Origin of the sequence: Streptomyces fungicidicus (genome assembly GCF_003665435.1) — a bacterium.
In the GTDB taxonomy this organism is placed as follows: Bacteria; Actinomycetota; Actinomycetes; order Streptomycetales; family Streptomycetaceae; genus Streptomyces; species Streptomyces fungicidicus.
This window is the reverse complement of record NZ_CP023407.1, coordinates 6,643,963-6,664,625: the sequence shown is the minus strand read 5'-3', so window position 1 is coordinate 6,664,625 and position 20,663 is coordinate 6,643,963. Positions and strand designations below refer to the sequence as shown.

Sequence of the window (20,663 nt, the reverse complement as noted above, 5' to 3'; positions counted from 1 at the left end):
TCACCGAAACCGCTCCCACCTGCGGATACGTTCCATTTCAGGTGCCCTGACCGCGCCTCGTCGACCGCTCTCCCATCGCTCACGATTGAGTTGCGCGAAGGGTGTCCGCCTCCCTACGCTCCCGAACTGCGAGCGGCGGCCTGACCGCTCTTCATTCTCCCGAAGAAACCCGCCCACTCCGCTGTCGCGAACAACGCGCCGGAGTGCACGCGTACGTATAGGCACGAGAAAGGAACGGGTCATGGGCAAGGTCACGGCCGACGAGGTGCAGAAATGGCTGATCGAGAAGATCGCGGAGCGGCTCGGTGAGCAGCCCTCGGCCATTCCGCCGGGCCAGTATTTCGACGAACTCGACATGGACAGCACGGAGGCGCTGATCATCGCCGGCGAGATGGAGAGCTGGCTGGGCTTCGAGCTGGGCACCACGGCGCTGTGGTACCACCCCACCATCGAGGCCCTGTCGGCGCACATCGCCGAGGAGAGTGCGCGGCATGGCGCGACGGCCTGACGCGACGTCGCCGCCCAAGCCGCTGATACGTCACCGGGACGCCGCGCCCGGCGCGGGCACCGTCTACGCGGTGCACCCCGGCGCGCTGCCCGTCGCCGTCTGGTCCGGGCTGGCCGGCGCGCTGCCGGAGGAGACCGGGTTCGCCGTCCTCGACCTGGGCGCGGTGCCCGAGTACGGGGAGGCCGCGCTCGCCCCGGAAGTCTCCCGGCTGACCATCGACCACCTCGTCGGCCTGCTGACCGCCGCCTACCGCGCCGACCGCGACCGCACCGGCGCGGCCGGCACGGACAGCGTGCTGGTGGGCTGGTCCTTCGGCGGAGTCCTGGCCCACGGCATGACCGAGCGGCTGACGCCGGAGGAGCGGCCCCGCGGCGTGGTACTGCTGGACAGCATCGCCCCCGTGGACGCCTACCAGCACACCGAGGGCGACGAGGTCGAACCCGCACTCGTGCTGCGCTGGTTCGCGATGTTCCTGGGCGCCCGGCGCGGCGCGGAGGTCCGTCCGCGCCCCGTGCCCGAGGGCGCGGATGCCGACACCGCGCTGGCCCGGCTGCTCGAGGACGCGATCGCCGCGGGCGCCCTGCCGCAGGGCACGCCCATGGCCGGCATACGCAAGCTCTTCGAGGCGTACACGGCGGGGCTGCTGCGCAACAACAGGCTGACGGCTCCCTACCGCCCGGCGCCCGCCACCGTTCCGCTGGTCCAGATCAAGGCCGGCGACAGTCTCGTCCCGTCGGACCCCACGCTCGGCTGGAGCGAGCTGGCCGGCCACGGGATCACCGCCCACTCGGCGCCCGGCGACCACTACACCATGCTGATCCGCCCGGACGCCTCGCAGGCCATAGCCGGACTGGTGCCACCCCTCCGGCCGGCGCACCTCGTCACGACCCGGAGGCCCTCGCCGTGAACGAATCCCAGCAACGCACCCTCGACCGACGACTCGCCCGCGACCCGATCGCCATCGTCGGCCTGTCCGCGCTGTATCCGCAGGCGCGCAACCTCCAGGAGTACTGGTCCAACGTCGTCGCGGCGGCCGACTGCACCACGGAGGTGCCCGCCACCCACTGGGACGTCGGCGAGTTCTACGACCCCGACCCCTCGGCGCCCGACAAGACGTACGCCAAGCGCGGCGGGTTCATCCCGGACGTGCCGTTCAACCCGCTCGAGTTCGGCCTGCCGCCGAACACGCTCGAGGTCACCGACGTACTGCAGCTGCTCAGCCTGATGGTCACCCGCGACCTGCTGAAGGACGCGGGGGCGGACCGGGAGTGGTACGACGCCTCGCGCACCGGCGTGGTGCTCGGCATCACCGGCGCCAACCAGCTGACCCAGCCGCTCACCGCGCGTCTGCAGAGCCCGGTGCTGAAGGAAGTGGTCCGCAGCTGCGGGCTGTCCGACCGGGACGCGGAGGAGATCGCCGCCAAGTTCCGCATGGCGTACGCCCCGTGGGAGGAGAACTCCTTCCCGGGCATGCTCGGCAACGTCGTCGCCGGCCGGATCGCCAACCGGTTCGACCTCGGCGGGATCAACATGACGATCGACGCCGCCTGCGCCAGTTCGCTCGGCGCCGTCCGCACCGCCGTCAGCGAACTGCTGGAGGGCCGGGCCGACACCATGCTGGCCGGCGGGTGCGACGCCGAGAACACGATCTTCATGTACCTGTGCTTCAGCAAGACCCCGGCGCTGTCGAAGTCGGGCCGCATCCGCCCGTTCGACAGCGAGGCGGACGGCACGCTGATCGGTGAGGGCATCGGCATGCTCGCCCTGCGCCGGCTGGCCGACGCCGAACGCGACGGCAACCGGATCTACGCGGTCCTGCGGGGCCTGGGCACCTCCAGCGACGGGCGCTTCAAGTCCATCTACGCGCCGCGCAAGGAAGGCCAGATGGTGGCGCTGAACCGCGCCTACCGGGACGCGGACGTGTCCCCCGACAGCATCGAGCTGTTCGAGGCGCACGGCACCGGCACCGCGGTCGGCGACGCCACCGAGATCAGCGCGCTCACCGAGGTGGTGGCGAAGGACGGCGGGGAGCGGGAGTACGCGGCCATCGGCAGCGTCAAGTCCCAGATCGGGCACACCAAGGCGGCGGCGGGCGCGGCCGGGCTGATCAAGCTGGCGCTCGCCCTGGAGCACAAGGTGCTGCCGCCCACCATCAACGTCGGCAAGGCCTCCGCGTCCTTCGGCCCGGACAGCCCGTTCTACGTCAACTCCGAGAGCCGGCCGTGGATCCGTGACCCGAAGCGGCCCAACCGCCGTGCAGCGGTCTCCGCGTTCGGCTTCGGCGGCACCAACTTCCACGCGGTCCTCGAGGAGTACGGCGACGGCGACGACGTCGCGGTGCGGTTCCCGGTCGCCCGGGTGCACCTGTGGCACGCTCCCGACCCGGCTGCCCTCGCCGACCTGCTGGCCGCGGGCGGCACGCCCACCGGCGGCCCGGTGCCCGAGGGGCACGCCCGTCTCGCCTACGCCGCACGCGGCGAGGACGACGCCCGGGCGCTGCGCGAGACGGCGCTCGGTGAGCTGCGGTCCCGTGCCGAGGCCACGGAATGGACCCACCCGAAGGGCATCCACTACCGCCGCTCGGCCGGCGAGACCGGCAGGGTGGGCGCCCTCTTCGCGGGCCAGGGCAGCCAGTACGTGGCGCCGGGACTGAGCGCCGTACTGGCGCTGCCGCCGCTGCGCTCCTCCTTCGACCGGGCCAACCGCCACTACCCGGAGGACACCCCGCTGTCCCGGGTGGCGTTCCCGCAGCCGCTGGTCGACGAGGCCGGCCGCGCCGCGCAGGAGGCCGCCCTGCGGGCCACCGCCTACGCGCAGCCGGCGATCGGGGCGCTGTCCGCGGGCCACTTCCGGTACCTGACCGAACTCGGCTTCGCCGCCGAGGGTTTCCTCGGCCACAGCTTCGGCGAGCTGACCGCGCTGTACGCCGCCGGGGTCTACGACGAGGACACCCTGCACCGGCTGGCGCGCGCCCGCGGCAGCGCCATGTCGCCGGCGTCCGGACAGGCCGACGACACCGGGACGATGGCGGCGGTGTTCGCTCCGGAGGAGCGGGTCGCCGAACTGCTGGCGGAACGCTCCGGGCTGCTGGTCTGCAACCGCAACGCGCCCGACCAGATCGTGGTGGGCGGCGCCACGGCGGAGGTGGAGCGGCTGCTCGAGGCGGCGGAACACGCGGGTGTCCGCGCGCGCCGGCTGCCGGTGTCCGCCGCCTTCCACACCCCGTTCGTGGCACACGCGGTGGACGACTTCCGTACGGCCGTGGAGGCCGCCGAGATGGCGGCGCCGCGCGGCCGGGTCTACGCCAACACCTCCGGGGCGGACTACGGCCCGGACGTCGCGGGCAACCGCCGGGTCCTCGCCGAACAGCTCATCCACCCGGTGGAGTTCGCCGCCCGGGTCGAGGAGATGTACGCCGACGGGTTCCGCGTCTTCGTCGAGTTCGGGCCCGGCACGGTGCTCACCGGGCTGGTGGGCAGGATCCTGCGCGGGCGCCCGCACACCGCGGTGTCGCTGGACGGCGGCCCCGGCAGGGACGCCGACCTGACGCTCAAGCAGGCGGTGGCGCGGCTCGCGGTGCTGGGTCTGCCCCTGGCCACGAGCGACCGCTACGCGGCGGAGCCGGAGAAGGAGACACCGGCGAAGGGCATGACGGTGATGCTCAACGGCATCAACTACGTGTCCCCGGAGCGCCGCGCCGCCTACCAGGACGCGCTGGCCAACGGCTACCGGGTCGCGGCCCCCGCCGCACCGGCACCGGCTGCGCCCGCCGCCGTGGCACCGGCCCCCGCCGTGGTGGCGCCCCCGGCGCAGTCACCGCGACCGGCCCCCGAAGCGCCCGTCCTCCGCGCACCGGCCGTCGTTCCGCAACCGGACCACCCTCGCCCCGCCCAGGAGAACGAACCCATGCCGAGCGACCGTCTCACCGAGCTGATCTCGGACCATCTCTCCCTTCACGACGACTATCTGAACGGCCAGTTGCAGAGCGCCGAGCGCCTCGCGCGGCTCCTGGAGCGCGCGGACGAGCAGGACAGGCTGGACCAGGTGCTGCCCGGGATCGGCTCGGTCAAGGAGCACGGGCTGGCGATCGGCCGGACCCACATCCGGGCCAACGAGGTCCTGGCCCGGCTGGCCGGCCTGGAGCTCGGCAACGAGGCCCCGGCCGCCCCGGCGGCGCCCACCCGTCCGGCTGCGGCCGTGCCGGCGCCCGCCGCGGTGACGCCCGTCCCGGTGACGCCCGTCGCCGTGGCGCAGGAGCCCGCGCTTCCCGCACCGCCCCTCCCGGAACCGGCGGTCGCCCCCGCCCTGCCCGCGACCTGGACGCCCGCACCGGCGGCTCCGCCCGCCCCGGAGCCCGCTCCGGCCCCGGCGCCCGCCGCGGACGCCGACAAGGTCCGCACCGTCCTCCTCGACGTCGTCGCCGACAAGACCGGCTACCCCGCCGACATGCTCGACCTCACCATGGACGTCGAAGCCGACCTCGGCATCGACTCCATCAAACGCGTCGAAATCATGGGCGTCATCCAGGAACGCTTCGGCACCCTCACCGCCGCCGGACCCGAACAACTCGCCGAACTCCGCACCCTGGGCGACATCGTCACCTTCGTCGCCGGCGCGACAGCAACACCGACCACCACCCCCGCCCCGGCACCCACCGCCGACGCCGACAAGGTCCGCACCGTCCTCCTCGACGTCGTCGCCGACAAGACCGGCTACCCCGCCGACATGCTCGACCTCACCATGGACGTCGAAGCCGACCTCGGCATCGACTCCATCAAACGCGTCGAAATCATGGGCGTCATCCAGGAACGCTTCGGCACCCTCACCGCCGCCGGACCCGAACAACTCGCCGAACTCCGCACCCTGGGCGACATCGTCACCTTCGTCGCCGGCGCGACAGCAACACCGACCACCACCCCCGCCCCGGCACCCACCGCCGACGCCGACAAGGTCCGCACCGTCCTCCTCGACGTCGTCGCCGACAAGACCGGCTACCCCGCCGACATGCTCGACCTCACCATGGACGTCGAAGCCGACCTCGGCATCGACTCCATCAAACGCGTCGAAATCATGGGCGTCATCCAGGAACGCTTCGGCACCCTCGCGGCCGCCGGGCCCGAACAGCTCGCCGAGCTGCGGACGCTGGGCGACATCGTGGCCTTCGTGGCGGGTGTGCCCCGGACCGGGCAGCGTGAGGCCGCGTCGGCCGGATCGTCCGCGCAGGCGGCGCCGGCGGGTGAGGACCATCCCCCGGAACCGGTGTCGGAGAAGCCCTCGCGCATCGGCCGGGCACAGGCCGCGCTCGTCACCCTTCCCGCTCCCGACCCGCTGCTCGACGCCTACGCCCCGGACCACGGCGCCCTCGTCGTGGACGACGGCTCGCAGCTGGCCGCACAGCTCGTCGAACGGCTCGCCGGCACCGGCCGGCGGGTGCACACCCTGCGCCTGCCGGGAGTCCCGGCGCGCTCGTCCGGTGTGCGGGACCACGCCCTCACCGGATGGGGCACGACCGAACTGGCCGCCCAGGTCGAGGAGATCTTCACCGACCGGATCGCCCTGGTCGTCGACGTCACCGCGCCGTCCGGCGCGGAATGGTCCGAGGGCACCCGGCGGCTGGCCCACACCCTGCTCCTCGCGCGTCATGTGGTGAAGCCGCTGAGCGCGGCGGCGGAGCACGGCCGGGCCGGTTTCGTCACCGCGACCGTGCTGGACGGGTCCTTCGGACTCACCGGGGTCGCCGAGGAACAGGCGCCCGCCGGTGGTGTGGCGGGGCTCGTCAAGACGCTGGCGCTGGAGGCGCCCGCCCTGTTCTGCCGTGCCGTCGACCTCTCCCCCGCCGTCGACGCGGCCACCGGGGCCGCGCTGCTGCTGGACGAGGCCGCCGACTCGGCCCCCGAGCCGGTGCAGGTCGGCCTCGACGGGACGCGCCGGGTGGGGCTGACCGTGGACACGCGGCCGCTCGCCGGGGACGTCCCCGAGGTCGGCGCGCCCACCTCCGAGGACCTGCTGGTGGTCACCGGCGGCGCCCGCGGCATCACCGCCACCTGCGTCCTCCGGCTCGCCGAACGGCACCGCCCGCAGCTGCTGCTGCTCGGCCGCACGCCGCTCGGCGAGGAGCCCGACTGGGCGCGCGGTGTCCCGGACTCCGGTCTCAAGGCGGCCGCCGCGGCCTCCCTCACCGCGTCCGGCGAGAAGCCGACCCCCAAGAAGGTGGGGCTGCTCGCGGCGTCCGTGACGGGCAGCCGGGAGATCCGGGCCACGCTGGACGCGCTGCACACGGCCGGCAGCAGGGCCGAGTACCTCGCGGTGGACATCACCGACCAGGCCGCGACGGCCGCCGCGCTCGCCCCGCACCGTGACCGGGTCACGGGTCTGGTGCACGGCGCCGGCGTCCTCGCCGACCAGCTGATCGCCAACAAGAAGGCCTCGGAGATCGAGCGGGTCTTCGCCCCGAAGCTGGCCGGGCTGCGGTCCGTGATGGCCGCGCTGCCCGCCGAACGGCTGCGCCACGTCGTGCTGTTCTCGTCGGTCGCCGGTTTCTTCGGCAACCAGGGCCAGTCGGACTACGCGATGGCCAACGAGGTGCTCAACACCTGGGCCGCCTCCGCCCGCCGGAGGCTGCCGGGGGCCAGGGTGACCTCGCTGAACTGGGGCGCCTGGGACAGCGGCATGGTGTCCCCGCAGATCAAGGCGGTGTTCGAGGAGCGCGGCATCCCGCTCATCCAGGCCTCCGAGGGTGCGGAGCTGTTCGCCGGGCAGTTCGCTCCCGAGCGGGCGGCGGACACGGTGACGGTGCTGGGCCCGACGACGCCCCTGAGCTCGCGGGAGCACCGGACGCCGACGGCACCGGCGACCGTACGGCGGTCGCTCACGGAGCCCGCGGACACTCCGCTCGTCACCGACCATGTGATCGACTCGGTGCCCGTCCTGCCGGCGGCCGTGGCCATCGGCTGGGCGCTGGGCGCGGTGGAGCACGCCGAGGGACGGCCCGCGGTGCGGCTGCGGGACTTCTCCGTGCACAAGGGCATCGTCTTCGACGGCACCCAGCCCGACGAGTGCCGTCTGGTGATGACCCCGTCCGACGGCGAGGTGAAGGTGGCCGTCCGGTCGGTCGCCGCCGACGGTTCGGTACGGCCGCACTACGCGGCCACGGTGGTCACCGGCGACCCCCTGGCGCCGGCCGCCCCGCCGGCCGGGCTGCCCGCGCCGGGTACCGGCCGGGACGCTGCCGGGCTCTACGAGGACGGCACCCTGTTCCACGGGCCCGCGCTGCGCGGGGTGCGGCGGGTGCTCGCCGAGGAGGAGTCACGGCTCGTCCTGGAGTGCGAGCCGGTCATGGCGGACGCCGTGACCGCCGCCACGTCCCATTACGCGGCGGGCCCCGCCGACCTGCTGCTGCAGGCCGCGCTGGTCTGGGTGCGCCGCTTCCGGTCGGCCGCCGGTCTGCCGCTGGCCGTGGGCGGCGTGGAGCTGCACGCCCCGCTGGCCTCGACGGGCACGTTCCTCGTCGTGGTGGAGCCCGTACGGCACGACGGCGCCGGCTCCCGGCTCACCGTCACCGCCTGTGCCCCCGACGGCCGGGTCCTCGCCCGGTTCACCGACGTGTCCGTGGTCTCGGCCCCGCAGCTGGCGGCCAAGTTCGCGGGCTGACCCATGGCCTGTGCAGGACGCACCGAGCGGGCGGCGGTTCGCCGCCGCCCGCCCCACAGGATCCCCCGTTCGGGAAGGAACCTCTCCCAGTCATGAGCAGATACGCGATCGTCGGGATCTCCTGCCTGTTCCCCGGCGCCCGGACTCCCGAGGAGTTCCGGGACAACCTGCGGAACGGGACGGACAGCCGCCGCGACGGCGGTGAGGAGGTCTTCGGGCCGGCGCTCGACGAGCGCGACCTCGATCCCCGCCACCGCATCACCTCCCGTCGCGGCGGGTTCATCTCCGGCTTCGAGTTCGACCCCACCGGCTACCGCCTGGACCCCGACCGCCTCTCCCGGCTGGACCGGATCTTCCACTGGTCCCTGTACGCCGCCCGGGAGGCGCTGCGCGACTGCGGCGCGGACGAGCGGCCCGGGACGCTGGCCCGCACCGGCCTGGTGATGGGCAACTACTCGTTCCCCACGCCCGCCTCGGCCGAGGTCAGCGTCCCGCTGGCGCAGGAGGCCGTGCTCGCCGGGCTGCGCCGTGCCGGACAGCCCGAGCTGGCCGGGCTGCCGGGCGCCCGCCCGCTGGTCGACCGGGCGGCGGTCGTCCCGGAGAACCTGCGGGTGAGCGGATCGCCCGCCGCGGTCACCGCCGCCGCCCTCGGTCTCGGCGGACCCCGCTACTGCCTGGACGCGGCCTGCTCGTCGGCGCTGTACGCGCTCAGTCTGGCCTGCGGCCACCTCGCCTCCGGCCAGGCGGACCTGGTGCTGGCGGGCGGCGTGTGCGCGCCCGACCCGACGCTGATCCATCTGTCGTTCTCGGATCTGCACGCCTATCCGCAGAACGGTTTCAGCCAGCCCTTCGACCGCGGGTCCGGCGGCATCGTCACCGGTCAGGGCGCCGGCATGGTCGCGGTCAAGCGGCTGGCGGACGCGCTGCGCGACGGTGACCGCATCCACGCCGTGGTGGACGGCATCGGGCTGTCCAACGACGGTTCCGGACGTCATCCGCTGGTGCCGCGCAAGAGCGGCCAGCTCGACGCGCTGGCCCGCGCCTACGCGGACGCCGGGGTGGACCCGGCCGCCATCGACTACCTGGAGTGCCACGCCACCGGCACGCCGATCGGGGACGCCACGGAGGCCGAGTCCGTCGCCGAGTTCTTCGGCCCGCGCGGCGGGGTGCCGCTGCTCGGCTCGGTCAAGGGCAACGTCGGGCACCTGCTGACCGTGGCCGGTCTGAGCAGTCTGCTCAAGGTGGTGCTGGCCATGGACGACGGCACGATCGCGCCGACGATCGGGGTCACGGAGCCCATCTCCTCCCCCGACGGGCGGGTCGGCGAGCCGGTCCTGGTGCGTGCGGCGCGGGCCTGGCCCGAGGGTCCGGGTCCGCGGCGCGCGGCGGTCTCCGCGTTCGGGTTCGGCGGCACCAACGCGCACGTGGTGCTGTCGGACGCCACGTCCGCCTCCGCCGACGGCCCCGAGGCCTCCGACGGGCCGGCCGTGCCGCCCGCGCTGGACGTGGTGGGCCTGGGCGCGCACTTCGGGTCGCTGGAGACCCTGGACGCCTTCGAACGCGCCGTCCACCGGGGCGAGGACGATCTGCGTCCGCTGCCCGAGCAGCGCTGGCGCGGCCTGGACCGTACCGACGGCGGCACCCTGGACGAGGCCGGACTCACCGGCGGCGCACCGCGGGGGGCGTTCGTCGACGGCGTCGAGGTGGACCCCGTGGAACTCCGGGTGCCGCCGTCCGACCTGCGCATCTACAACCCGCAGCACGCGCTGATGACCAAGGTCGCCGACGAGGCGCTGCGCGACGCCGGTTACCGGCTCGGCGCGGGGGCGGGCGACACTCCCGAGCCGCGCCGGGTCGCCGTGGTCGTGGTGACCGAGATCGAGCCGTACACGCACGCCCGGCTGAGCCGCTACGGGCTCGGGGCGTTCCTGCGCCGCGAGTTCGACGCGGCGGGCCTGGAGCTCACCGAGGAGCAGCGGGCGGCGCTCGCCGAGATCTCCCGGGACGCCGTGGTGGACCCGATCGGCGCCAACGAGGTGCTCAGTTACATCGGCAACGTGATGGCCGGGCGGATCTCCTCCCGCTGGAACCTGACCGGACCGTCCTTCACCCTGTCCGCCGACGGCGCGGGCACCGCGGAGGCCCTGGAGGTCGCGCGGCTGCTGCTGCTCGACCCGGACCTGGAGGCGGTGCTGGTCGGCGCCGTCGACCTGGCGGGCTCCGCGGAGAACCTGCTGACCGGGCCCGGCACGGCCGCCGGACCGGGGCTGTCGTTCGACGACGGCGAGCGGGGGCGGCGGGTCGGCGAGGGCGCCGGCGCCCTGGTGGTGACCCGCGCGGACGCCGCCGTGAGCGGGGGCCGGGTGCACGCCCGGATCGACGGCCTGGCCGTGCGGTACGCGCCGGCCGACGGCGCCCTGCCCGGAGCGGACGCCGGCGAGCTGGCCGCGGCCGCGCGGGCGGCCCTGGAGCAGGCCGGCGCCGGCGCGGCCGACGTCGGCTATCTGGAGGCCCACGCGGACGGCACGCGGGACGCGGACCGCGCGGAGATCGCCGGTCTGGCGCGGGTCTACCGCGCGGGCGCCGGCAGCACCGCCCTGGGCAGCGTCAAGGCGCAGCTCGGCGACGCCGGGTGCGCGGCCGGGATCGCCGGTCTGATCCGGGCCGTGCTGTGCCTGCGGTACGGGTACCTGCCCGGTACGCGCGGCTGGAGCCGCCCGGCGGAGGACCTCGCGGACGACTTCGCGGCCTCCGCGTTCCATGTGCCCGAGGCGACCCGCCCCTGGCTGCGGGAGCGCGCGGGGACCCGTCGCCGTGCCGCGGTGAGCATGCTGGGCGCGGGCGGCTCCCACGCCCACCTGGTGCTGTCCTCGGTGCCCGGCGCCGACCGGCCCCGGCCCACCGCCGACTGGTACCGCGCGGGCGGCCCCGTCCTGCTGGCCGTCGGCGCCGGCACGGCGGAGGGGCTGGTCGAGGAGGCCGGGCGGTACCGCGCGCTGCTCGAGGACGGCGCCGACCCCCGCGCGCTGGCGCGGGAGGCGGCCGGCCGGATCGACGGGCGGCGGCTGCGGGCCGTGCTGGTCGGCCAGGACCGCGAAGCGCTGGTGAAGCAGCTGGAGCTGATGGCCCGTGACGTGCCCGCGGCGCACGCCGAGGGCAAGGAGTGGGCCACCCCCGCCGGTTCCTTCTTCACCCCCCGGCCGCTCGGTCCCGAGGGGCGGGTCGCCCTGGTCTACCCGGGCGCCTTCAACAGCTATCCGGGGCTCGGCGCGGACCTCTTCCGGGCCTTCCCGGCGCTGCTGGACCGCTTCGAGGAGCAGGCCGCCGAACCTGCCCGGATGCTGCGGGCCGCCCATCTGTACCCGCGGACCCTGGAGGCGCTCACCCGGCGCGACCTGATGCTGCTCGAGGAACGGCTCGGCGACGACGTGCCGTTCATGCTCGCCACCGGCACCAGCTTCGCCATCCTCTACACCGCCCTGGTGCGCGAGGTGCTGGGCGTCACCGCGCACGGCGGGTTCGGCTACAGCCTGGGCGAGTCGAGCATGCTGTTCGCGACCGGCGGCTGGGACCCGGCCGGCCGCAGCGACTCGCTGATCAGCGACAGCCCCGTCTTCCAGGACCGGCTGTGCGGCCCGCGCCGCACCGTGCGCGAGGCGTGGGGGCTGCCGCGGGAGACCCCGGACTCGTCCGTGTGGGCCTCCCACATCCTGCTCTCCCCGGCCGAACCGGTGCGCGAGGCGCTCACCCGGTACGACAGGGTGTTCCTGACCCACGTCAACACGCCGGGCGAGCTGGTGATCGCCGGTGATCCGGCCCAGTGCCGGGCGCTGATCGGGGAGCTGGGCTGCCGTGCGGCCCGCTCGCCGGTGAACGTGGTCATGCACTGCCCGGTGGTGGACGCCGAGTTCGACGGTCTGGCCCGGCTGAACGACTACCCCACCGGTTCCTTCGGGGACCTGGAGCTGTTCAGCGCGTACGACTACCGGCCGCTGCCCGCCGGACAGCTGGCCGAGTCGCCGCGGCGCATCGCGACGACGCTGCGCTCGCCGATCGACTTCCCGCGGCTGGTGCACGCGGCGTACGAGCGCGGCTACCGCTACTTCATCGAGGTGGGCCCCGGCGCCACCTGCTCGCGGTGGATCCGCGACACGCTCGGCGACGCACCGCACATGGCCGCCTGCGTGGACCGGCGCGGGGTGTCCGCCACGACACCGCTGGCCCATCTCGTGGCCCGGCTCGCCGGCCACGGGCTCCCGGTGGACCTCACGGCCCTGCTCGGGCGGGAGCCCGCCGCGCGGCCCGCGCCGGCGGCCGCGTCCCGCCGTCTGCCCCTGACCCGGGTGGGTCTGGGCGAGCCCATCCCGGACCGCGTCGCCCGTGAGGCGGCCGAGGTCCTGTCCGCCCTTCGTCCCGTCGCCGCGGCGCCGTCCGCCGACCGGCCGGAACCCGTTGTCACAGTCCCGTCCGCTCCGCCGGAGGTGCCCGCAGCCATGCCCGCCGACCCGACCCTCGAGATGTCCGAGGTCATCACCTTCGACGGGGAGCCGGCCACGGTCGTGCCCTGGACCCCGCCCGCGCCGGCCGCCGTCCCGCAGGCGCCCGCCGCGGCGGACCCGCCGCGGCAGCCCGCACCGCGGCCGGCTTCACCGGCGCCCGCGGGGGCCCGTACCGGCGGAGGGCCGGCCGCGGACCTGGTGCGGGAGCTGCGCCGGGAGATCGTCGCCGCGCACGGCGTGGTCATGGAGACCCACCGGGTGCTCCAGGCGGCCACCCTGGACCGTACGGAGGCCCTGCTGGGCGGGCCCGCGCCCGCTCCCGCGGCCCCCGCGGCCCCGCCCGCCGTCTCCGCCGCGCGGCCCGCCGCGCCCGCGCTCCCCGCCTCGCCGCCCCCCGCACCCCCGGCACTGCCCGCGGCCCCGCAGGTGGTCCCGGGTGCGGACGGCGGTGCGATCTGGAACGAGGCGGAGCTGCTGGAGTTCGCGACCGGCTCGGTGGCCAAGGTCTTCGGCCCCGAGTTCGCCGAGATCGACACCTACGCGGCCCGGGTGCGGCTGCCCGCCCCGCCGTACCACTTCGTCACCCGGGTGACCGAGCTGGACGCCGAGCCGGGAGTGCTCCGGCCGGCCAGGATCACCACCGAGTACGACGTGCCCGAGGACGCCTGGTACGCCGTGGACGGCGGGGTGCCGCCCGCGGTGACCGTGGAGTCCGGGCAGTGCGACCTGCTGCTGGTCAGCTATCTGGGCATCGACTTCCGCAACAAGGGCGAGCGGGTCTACCGGCTGCTCGACAGTTCCCTGGTCTTCCGCGGCGGGCTGCCCACCACCGGGCAGACGCTCCGCTACGAGATCTCCATCGACCGGTTCGTCCACCAGGGCGACACCACGATCTTCTTCTTCAGCTACGACTGCTACGCCGACGGCGAGCTGATCCTCGAACTCCGGGACGCCTGCGCCGGGTTCTTCAGCAAGAAGGAGCTGGAGACCCCGCTCGGCGTGGTCCTCACCGATCAGGACCGGGCCCGCCGCGCCGCCCTGCCGAAGGGCTCCTTCAAGCCGCTGGCCGCCACGACCAAGAACCAACTCGACGCGGCCGACCTTGAGTTGCTGGCCCAGGGCCGTCCCGGTGACGTCTTCGGACCGGAGCACGCGCAGGACCCCGGCATCAACCCGGCGCTGCGGCTGCCGGACGCGCGGCTGCGGATGGTGGACGAGGTCACCATCGACCGCAAGGGCGGGCCCTGCGAGCTGGGCTCGATCAGCGCCGTCAAGCATCTGGAGCCGGACGCCTGGTACTTCACCTGCCACTTCCCCGACGACCCGGTGCTGGCCGGCTCCCTGATCGCCGAGGGCGCGATCCAGCTGCTGCAGGTCTACCTGATGCACCAGGGCATGCACCTCACCCTGCCGGACGCGCGCTTCCAGACGGTGACCGACCGACGCATCGACGTACAGGTGCGCGGCCAGGTCACCCCGAAGGACGCCGAGATCCGCTACGAGGTGGAGGTCACCGAGCTGACGCTGCTGCCCCGTCCCACGGTGGTCGCGGACGTCCTGATCTACCTCGGGGACAAGCCGGTGGTGCGGATGCAGAACCTCGGCCTGCAGATCGTGGAGAAGCCCGGCACCCCGTACCGGCCGGAGACCGGCGGCGTCCCCGCGTTCCTCGGGCGGCGCAACCGCGACGGCGAGGCCGCCATGATCAACGAGCTGCACCTGGCGCACTCCGCCAAGGGGCTGCTGGACATGGCGATGGGGCCGGAGTTCGAGATCTACCGCACCAGCCGGGCGCCCTACATCCCCAACGGCGACTTCCAGTTCGTGGACCGGGTCATGTCGCTCACCGGCACCCGCGGCGACCTGAGCCCCGGCTCCGAGATGGTCACCGAGTACGACTCGCCCGACGACGCCTGGTACTACCGCGAGAACTCCACGCCGTACATGCCGAACTGCGTGTACATGGAGAGCTCGCTGCAGGCCGCCATCTTCCTCGGCTACTACCTGGGCGCGACACTGCGCGAGCCGCAGGAGCAGTACTCCATCCGCAACCTGGACGGCCGGGCCACCCTGGTCAAGGACGTCGACCTGCGCGGGAAGACCGTCCGGCACCGCTCGAAGCTGCTGATGACGAGCGTGGTGTCCGGCGCCGTACTGCAGAACTTCTCGTACGAACTCTCCGCGGACGGCGAGGTGTTCTACACCGGCGAGTCGCTCTTCGGGTACTTCTCCGCGTCCGCCCTGGCCAACCAGGTGGGCCTGGACAGCGGCACCTACAGGCCGACCTGGCTCGAGGAGGAGAAGCCGGCGCCGGAGAGGGTGAAGCGGATCGAACTGGGCCCGGACGCGCCCGCCTTCCGGGACGCCTCCGGCGGCCGGCTGCACCTGCCCGGCGGCCGCTTCGACCTGGTGGACCGGGTCGACCTGGTCGCGGACGGGGGCCGGCACGGCGCCGGTTACGTGCACGGGCAGCGCAGCATCCGGCCCGACGAGTGGTACTTCGACTGCCACTTCCACCGCGACCCGGTGATGCCGGGCTCGCTGGGTGTCGAGGCGGTGCTGCAGGCGCTGCGCCTGTTCGTCCTCGACCAGGGCCTCGCCGGGGGCATGACCCGGCCCCGGTTCGCCATGGCCACCGACGTGGAGATGTCCTGGAAGTACCGGGGGCAGATCCTGCGCGACGACCGCGAGCTGTTCTTCGACGTGCACGTCAAGGAGGTCCGCGAGGAGGCGGGCCGGCTGCTGCTGATCGCCGACGCGGACCTGTGGAAGCCGGGTCTGCGCATCTACGAACTGACCGACGTGGCCATCGAGGTCCGTCCGGATGCCGACTGACCGCAGCCACAGCCAAGGAGCCGTGTTGTCCATGAGCACCACACCCGAGACGCTCCGCTGGTACGGGGGCGGGTATCCGAGCACCGATCCGGCAGGCATCCAGCAGGTCCTGGCCCAGCTGGAGCAGCCCTGCTTCATCGTGTCCACGGCGCAGGGCGCCGGCGCGGCCGCCGGCGGCACGGCGGCCGCGGGCGGGGACGGGCCGGCCGTGCTGGCCGCCGTGCCCGCGCTGCCGCCGCACCGGCTCGGCTCGGCCGCGTTCCGCGCCGCGCACGGGGTACGGCAGTCGTACATGGCCGGGGCGATGGCCGGCGGCATCGCCTCCGCCGACCTGGTGATCGCCCTCGCCCGGCACGGCTTCCTCGCCTCCTTCGGCGCGGCCGGTCTGCTGCCGAAGACCATCGAGGAGGCCCTGGCCCGCTTCGCCGCGGAGATCCCCGGTCTGCCGTACGCCGTCAACCTGATCCACAGTCCCAGCGAGGAGCGGCTGGAGCGGGAGGCCGTCGAGCTGTTCCTGCGGCACGAGGTGCGCTGTGTGGAGGCCTCCGCGTTCCTGGGCCTGACCCCGCACCTGGTCCGCTACCGGCTGGCCGGGCTGCGGCGGGAGCCGTCCGGGCGGATCGTGGCCGGGCACCGGGTCATCGCCAAGGTGTCCCGGTCGGAGACCGCCGAGCGGTTCATGCGCCCCGCGCCCACGGCGATGGTGGACGCCCTGCTGCGGGACGGTCTGATCACCCCGGAGCAGGCGCAGCTCGCCCACCATCTGCCGCTCGCCGACGACATCACCGTGGAGGCGGACTCCGGCGGGCACACCGACCGCCGTCCGCTGCCGGCGCTCTTCCCGGTGATCCTGCGGCTGCGGGACCAGATCCAGCACGAGCACCGCTACGCCACACCGGTCCGGGTCGGCGCGGCCGGCGGGCTCGGCACCCCGGCCGCCGTCGCCGCCGCGTTCACGATGGGCGCCGCCTACGTGGTGACCGGCTCCGTCAACCAGTCCTGTCTGGAGGCCGGCACCTCCCCCGCCACCCGCGAGCTGCTGGCGCAGGCGGAGGTCACGGACTGTGTGATGGCGCCGGCGGCCGACATGTTCGAGATGGGCGTCGAGCTGCAGGTGCTGCGCCGGGGCTCGATGTTCCCGATGCGGGCCGCGCAGCTCTACCAGCTGTACCAGGCGTACGACGGCATCGACGCGCTGCCCGCGGCGCAGCGGGAGCGGCTGGAGTCCCAGGTGTTCCGGCGTCCCCTGGAGGACGTCTGGAAGGAGTGCGTGGAGTACTTCGGCCGGCGCGACCCCGAGCAGCTGGCCCGGGCCGCCGACAGCCCCAGGCGGCGGATGGCGCTGGTGTTCCGCTGGTACCTCGGGATGGCCTCCCGCTGGGCGGTGACCGGACAGCGGGACCGGGCCGCCGACTTCCAGATCTGGTGCGGTCCCGCGATGGGCAGCTTCAACGCCTGGGTGTCCGGCAGTTATCTGAAGACGCCGGAGAACCGGACGGTCGCCGACGTCGCCCACCATCTGATGCGGGGCGCCGCCTTCCACACCCGGATCGCCCACCTGGCCACGGCCGGCGTCACCCTTCCGGCGTCCGTGACGGACTACCGTCCGGTGCCGCTGGAGCCGGCCGCCCTCACGGAGGCCGCCCGATGAGCCGGGCGCTCACCGCCGAGGGCGTGGAGGAACTGCTCGGTGACCCCGGGGACCCGGGCAACCCGTACGGCTTCGCCGCGGCCGTCGCCCGCGACGAGGCCGACGCCCACCCCGACGAGCTGTGCCGGAAGCTGGTCTCGGCGGGCTTCCACCTCAACTACCTGCCGCGCGAGTGGGGCGGCGCGTTCGACTCGTTCGACCGCGGGCTGACCATGGTGCGGGCCGCGGCCCGCCGGGACGTCAACGTGATGCCGGGCACCATGTTCGGCATCATCGCCGCCACCTGCCTCCGGCTGCACGGCACTGCGGAGCAGCGCGAGCGGGTGGCCCGGATCCTGACCGGCGGCGGCTCGGTGGGGTTCGCCCTGACCGAGGCCGCGCACGGCAGCGAACTGCTGGCCGGCGAGATGCGGCTGGACGAGGACGGACGGCTGCGCGGCGAGAAGTGGATGGTCGGCAACGGCATGCGCTGCGACGCTTTCTACGTGGTGGCCCGCACCGGTGAGCGCGGCCCCGGCGCGTTCTCCGCCTTCCTGCTGGACTCCGGTGCCGACGGAGTGGTCCGCGAGCCCGCCCCGCGCACGGGCGGCATGCGCGGCGTGGACACCGCGCGGGTGCGCTTCGAGGGGGTACCGGTGCCGGAGGACGCACTGGTCGGCAAGGTCGGGGAGGGCCTGGAGGTGGCGGTCCTCGCCCAGCAGGCGGTACGCCTGATGAGCATGGCGGGCAGCCTCGGCTGCGCGGACACGGCGCTGCGCCTGACCCTCGGCTTCGCCGCCGGGCGCCGGGTGGCCGGCACTCCTCTGACCGGGGCGCCGCACTCCCGGCGGGAGCTGGCGGTCGCCTCGGCGGCGCTGCTGGCGGCGGACGCGGTGGCGCTGGCCGCCGCGCGGGGCGTGCACGTCGTCCCCGGGGTGTTCAGCGTGTGGGCGCCGGCCGCCAAGCACGTGGTGGCCGAGGCGTGCGACGAGCTGACGCGGCGCTGCGCGGGCGTCCTCGCCACCCGTTCGGTGCTGCGCGAAGGGGCGCCCGGCTCGGGGATGTTCCAGAAGGTGCAGCGCGACACGGCGGTGGTCCGGGTGATCGACGCCAGCCCGCTGGCGAACCTGCGCTCCTTCGCCGCCCAGATCCCCACCCTCGCCGGGCGCAGCGAGGAGCCCGACCCGGACACCCTGCACCGGATCTTCGCCCTCGACGCGGAGCTGCCGCCGTACGACCCGGCCCGGCTGGACCTGGTCGTCCGCGGCTCCGATCCGGTACTGACCGGGCTGCGCCCGATCACCGGCGCCGTCCGGGCGGAGCTCACCGATCCGCGCACCGCGGCGCTGGTGGGCCGGGTGGCCGACGCGGTCGCCGCGCTCGGCACCGAGGCCGCCGCGGCGCGTCTGCGCGGCGCCGATCCCAACGCGCTGGCCGATGTCGCCGAGCGCTACGCCTGGGTGCACGCCGCCGCGGCGTGCGTCCACCTGTGGTGGGCGAACCGGCATCTGCCGCTGTACGGCGGTGAGCCGGGCGCGTCCGGCTGGCTGCGCGCGGTGCTGTCCTTCCTGCTCGCCCGGTCCGGCGGTGTCGACCCCCGCCGGGGCGGTCCCGACCTGCTGCCCGCCCTGGACGCCGCGGACGCCCTGCGCCGGGGCAACCGGCTCATCACCGCGCTGCCCGTTCCCCTCGCCCCCGAGACCTCCCGCCCGTCCGACCCGATGGAGAACTCCTGATGTCCCAGGCCGAGCTGGCCGATCTGGCCCGACGGTTCGAGCAGTACCTCGGTGACCCGCACGACCCGGCGAGCCGGATGCCGTTCACCGCCGTACTGGACCACGACGAGCACGACACCTTCCCGTACGCCTTCGTCGGCATGCTGCGCCGCTGGGGCTTCCTGGACTACGGGCTGCCGGCCGAACAGGGCGGCAAGGCCGGCAACCCGGAGACCGGGTTCACCCTGATGCGGCTCGTGGCGCGCCGCGACGGCGCCACCGCCATCGCGCTCGGCCTGACCCAGGCGGCGTTCACGCCGGTGTGGATCGCCGGCACGGACGAGCAGAAGCGGCGGCAGATCGCCGACATCCACGGCGGTGTCGGGCTGTCCTGGGGGCTGTCCGAGGCGGCGCACGGCAGCGATCTGCTGAACAACGAGGTCGTCGCCGAGCGGGTGCCGGGCGGCTACCGCCTGACCGGTGAGAAGTGGCCGATCGGCAACGCCACCTACTCCGACCGCATGGTCGTCTTCGCCCGCACCGGACCGCGCGGCGGCGCCGGGGACTACTCGATCCTGGTCGTCGACAAGTGGCGGGCGGAGGCGGAGACCGTCCGGGAGACCCACCCCGTCAGGCAGCACGGCGTACGGGCCCTGGACCTGAGCGGGCTGCGGTTCGACGGCGTGTTCGTCCCCGACTCCGACCTCGTCGGCGCGGAGGGGCAGGGCCTGGAGATCGCCCTCAAGACCAGCCAGACGGCGCGTCTGGTGATCCTCAGCCTGGCCCTGTCCGGGGTGGACACCTCGCTGCGGACGGCCCTGGAGTTCGCGCAGGGGCGGGTGCTGTTCGACCGGCCCGTCGTCGACGTCCCCTACACCGGGCGCCAGCTCGCCGAGTCCTTCGCCGAGCTGATGATCGCGGACGCGGTGTGCCTGGGCGCGGTGCGCAGCCTGCAGGCCTCGCCCGCCCAGGTGAGCGTGTGGTCGTCGGTGGCCAAGTACGTGGTGCCGACGCTGCTGGAGGAGACCCTGTCCCGGCTGAACGTGGTGCTCGGGGCCCGGGTGTTCCTGCGCACGCACCCCCGTTTCGGGATGCACCAGAAGATGCTGCGGGACCTCCTCGTCACCAACATGGCCGACGGGAACACGGTGGTGAACCTCCGCAACATCGGCCACCAGCTCCCCTCGCTGCTCCAGCAGGCCCTCACCGCCGAGGCCGGGGTCCGCGGGGAGGCGGCGGAGCGCGCGGCCGTGCTGTACGGCATGGACACGGAGCTGCCCACCTACCGGCCGGCGCTGCAGGAGCTCTCCAGCCGGGGCATGGACGACGCGGTCCTGGCCGCGCCCGACTCGCTGGAGCGGCTGCGGGCGCTGGCCGAGGAGGCGGCCGACAAGGACCGCGACCGGCTGCTGCTCGCCGCCGGCGTCGCGGAGGAACTGCTGGACCGGCTCGGTCCGTTGCGGGAGCGGCAGCGCCTGCTCCAGGCGGACCTGGGCCGCGGCTACGCCCACTCGGCGGAGCTGTTCGACCTGGCGCAGGAGTACTGCCTGGTGCACGCGGCCGCGGCCTGTGTGCACACCTACGTGCACTCGCACGGGGTGATGGCCGACCCGCTGCCCAGCCCGGCGCTGCTCCTCCTCCAACTGGAGCGGCTGCGGCTGCGGTTCGCCCCGTACGAGCCCTACCGGGACCCCGACGCGGCCGAGGAGGTGCTGGTCCTGCTGGTCCGGCTGGACTCCGAGAACCGGCTGCTGTCGCACTGGCCGATCACGCTGGCCGACCGTACCGCGCCCGCCGGGGACGTCCCGCGCGCCGAGGCCCGCTGA

General features: G+C 74.3%; 7 protein-coding genes. All 7 read left to right on the top strand.

Annotation, left to right across the window (positions count from 1 at the left end; all coding sequences use genetic code 11):
• Positions 1-241: 241 nt before the first annotated feature.
• The 7 genes from CNQ36_RS29955 to CNQ36_RS29925 all read left to right on the top strand — a co-directional run bounded on the left by CNQ36_RS29955 (position 242) and on the right by CNQ36_RS29925 (position 20,663).
• Positions 242-508, top strand: coding sequence for an acyl carrier protein (locus tag CNQ36_RS29955; RefSeq protein WP_004924036.1), 267 nt, complete (start codon positions 242-244; stop codon positions 506-508).
• The gene (locus CNQ36_RS29950; RefSeq protein ID WP_121548264.1) at positions 492-1,415 is read left to right on the top strand and encodes an alpha/beta fold hydrolase; all 924 of its coding nucleotides are present in this window, start codon (positions 492-494) and stop codon (positions 1,413-1,415) included. The genes CNQ36_RS29955 and CNQ36_RS29950 overlap by 17 nt, the downstream gene beginning before the upstream one ends.
• The gene (locus CNQ36_RS29945) at positions 1,412-8,158 is read left to right on the top strand and encodes a type I polyketide synthase (protein ID WP_121548263.1); all 6,747 of its coding nucleotides are present in this window, start codon (positions 1,412-1,414) and stop codon (positions 8,156-8,158) included. Before CNQ36_RS29950 ends, CNQ36_RS29945 begins: the two co-directional genes overlap by 4 nt.
• Positions 8,159-8,250: 92 nt before the next feature.
• Positions 8,251-15,492, top strand: coding sequence for a beta-ketoacyl synthase N-terminal-like domain-containing protein (locus CNQ36_RS29940; RefSeq protein WP_121548262.1), 7,242 nt, complete (start codon positions 8,251-8,253; stop codon positions 15,490-15,492).
• Between the two features lie 31 nt (positions 15,493-15,523).
• The gene (locus CNQ36_RS29935; RefSeq protein WP_121548261.1) at positions 15,524-17,143 is read left to right on the top strand and encodes a PfaD family polyunsaturated fatty acid/polyketide biosynthesis protein; all 1,620 of its coding nucleotides are present in this window, start codon (positions 15,524-15,526) and stop codon (positions 17,141-17,143) included.
• Positions 17,140-18,858, top strand: coding sequence for an acyl-CoA dehydrogenase family protein (locus CNQ36_RS29930; RefSeq protein ID WP_121548260.1), 1,719 nt, complete (start codon positions 17,140-17,142; stop codon positions 18,856-18,858). The genes CNQ36_RS29935 and CNQ36_RS29930 overlap by 4 nt, the downstream gene beginning before the upstream one ends.
• The gene (locus CNQ36_RS29925) at positions 18,858-20,663 is read left to right on the top strand and encodes an acyl-CoA dehydrogenase family protein (protein ID WP_121548259.1); all 1,806 of its coding nucleotides are present in this window, start codon (positions 18,858-18,860) and stop codon (positions 20,661-20,663) included. Before CNQ36_RS29930 ends, CNQ36_RS29925 begins: the two co-directional genes overlap by 1 nt.

Bases quoted from the DNA above. Each gene is read 5' to 3' on its own strand.
- CNQ36_RS29955 (WP_004924036.1), top strand. From the start codon at position 242: ATGGGCAAGGTCACGGCCGACGAGGTGCAGAAATGGCTGATCGAGAAG.
- CNQ36_RS29950 (WP_121548264.1), top strand. From the start codon at position 492: ATGGCGCGACGGCCTGACGCGACGTCGCCGCCCAAGCCGCTGATACGT.
- CNQ36_RS29940 (WP_121548262.1), top strand. From the start codon at position 8,251: ATGAGCAGATACGCGATCGTCGGGATCTCCTGCCTGTTCCCCGGCGCC.
- CNQ36_RS29935 (WP_121548261.1), top strand. From the start codon at position 15,524: ATGAGCACCACACCCGAGACGCTCCGCTGGTACGGGGGCGGGTATCCG.
- CNQ36_RS29930 (WP_121548260.1), top strand. From the start codon at position 17,140: ATGAGCCGGGCGCTCACCGCCGAGGGCGTGGAGGAACTGCTCGGTGAC.
- CNQ36_RS29925 (WP_121548259.1), top strand. From the start codon at position 18,858: ATGTCCCAGGCCGAGCTGGCCGATCTGGCCCGACGGTTCGAGCAGTAC.